The 1793-nt window shown below is 66.4% G+C and carries 1 pseudogene; it reads left to right on the top strand.

The window, feature by feature from the left end:
• Positions 1–869 precede the first annotated feature (869 nt).
• A pseudogene (locus IE200_RS20445) lies at positions 870–1418 on the top strand (IS110 family transposase); the annotation flags it as partial.
• Positions 1419–1793: the final 375 nt, after the last annotated feature.

The raw sequence follows: 1793 nt of genomic DNA, 5'->3' as shown, positions 1-1793 counted from the left end.
TGATGGTCCTCGAGGATTCGGTAGAAGGTTGACTCGAAGGATCACGCGGTGGCCGCGCCTACGTCCGACGTACACGCCGGTGACGATCTCGGCGACCGCGCTACACCACTATCGGGGACTCAACTCCGAGGGGTTCGGCGACGCCTGGGGCTGGCTGCTGTCCGGGCTCCCAGGCCACGAGGGCTGCCAGGTTGGTTCTCCCACCTCAGGGAACGAGGATTCACGTAGGTGGGTGATGGACACGGGAAGATTGAGACCGGGGAGCGGCGCCCGCAACCGGGAAGGCCCCGCGCGGACTCCCCTGCCCCGGGGACGCCGCCCGATCAGCGAACCTCAGTTGGCGTAACCCGACCTCGAGTTCGCGCCGAGCGTGCTGCGTGTCGCAAGACCAGTCCAGACGACGCGTCCGCCTGGGAACGGAGCGACAATGGGCACGTAGTTCACGCTCAAGGCGACGTCGTCGCAGCGGCGCGACCGCACATCGGCAGGACCGCGCAGTCAGCGGCATGAGCGGCCACGCTGTGCCGTACTAACAGCGGCTACTTGTTTCCTTGACCTCGGGATCGGTGCTGGCGAGTGTCGGTCCTGGTGCCTGGCTCGTCGCTCTCACTGCGGCTGCCCACGCTGCCCGGTGACGGGCCCGTGTGGCTCACTCATGGCGTGCGCGGGCCGAGCACCGCAGAGTCGGAGAGGCTCAAGAGGGGTCTGCCCAGCTCGAAGTAGCGTTGCCCTTCCCGACTCGAGCACCGACTGGGACCGAGCATCGGGAGAGTGCATGCAGGAGCAAGCAGAACGTGTCGTGATCGGAATGGAACCGCACAAGCGGTCGGCCACGATCGAGGTGATGACCGGCGAGGACCGTCCTTGGCGGCGGTCGATTCGACACCTCGCAGGCCGGGTTTGCCGCGATGGTGGATTACGTCAACGGCATCCAGCCCGACCCTGAGCGTCGGGTGTGGGCAGTTGAGGGCTGCAACCGGATCGGTCACCACCTCGCGATCCGGCTGCTTGCTGGCAGCGAGCAGGTCCTCGACGTGCCGCCGAAACTCTCGGCACGCGCCCGGGTCTTCGCCACCGGTCGAGGCCGCAAGACCGACGCCACCGAAGCTCATTCCGTGGCGCTGGTCGCGACCCGGATGGCCGGGCTACGCCCAGTCGTCGATGACGAGCAGCTCGCGGTGCTCTGGGTCCTGGTCGACCGCCGCCGCTCTCTCGTGGAGGACCACACCCGGATCGTGTCCCAGGTCCACGCACTGGTGCTGGAACTGATCCCCGGCGGCGCCAAGCGCGACCTGTCCGCAGCACAAGCCAAGAGGCTGCTCGCCAGCGTGCGACCCCGCGACGTGGCCGGCAAGACCCGACGCCACCCCTCCGTCTGCAACTGCTGGATGCATTCCTGGGCCGCCTTCTCCGAGTAGAACGTCGCGAGGTGTGGTCCCGCTTCGCCGTCGCGTTGAATATCCACGACTGAGTAGAAAACATCGGGGCTTCGGTATCCGCGCGGAAGGATCATCAGCGGCGTTCGCCACGTTCGTAGATGCAATCTGGCTCTTCCCAGATGAGGGTGTAGGTCGGCCGGGCGCGTCGGTCCGCAGGTAGACGTCGAGGTCTCCCGACGATGGAGGTTCCTACGCCATCCATCCGAAAGACCTCAGTTGAGTCCCCCATAGTGGTGTAGCGCGGTCGCCGAGATCGTCACCGGCGTGTACGTCGGACGTAGGCGCGGCCACCGCGTGATCCTTCGAGTCAACCTTCTACCGAATCCTCGAGGACCATCACGATGACCGCTCCCC

Source organism: Nocardioides flavus (ex Wang et al. 2016) (assembly GCF_014653115.1).
GTDB lineage: Bacteria > Actinomycetota > Actinomycetes > Propionibacteriales > Nocardioidaceae > Nocardioides > Nocardioides flavus.
The sequence above is the reverse complement of the archived record's forward strand: the minus strand, read 5'-3'. Positions and strand labels throughout refer to the sequence as shown.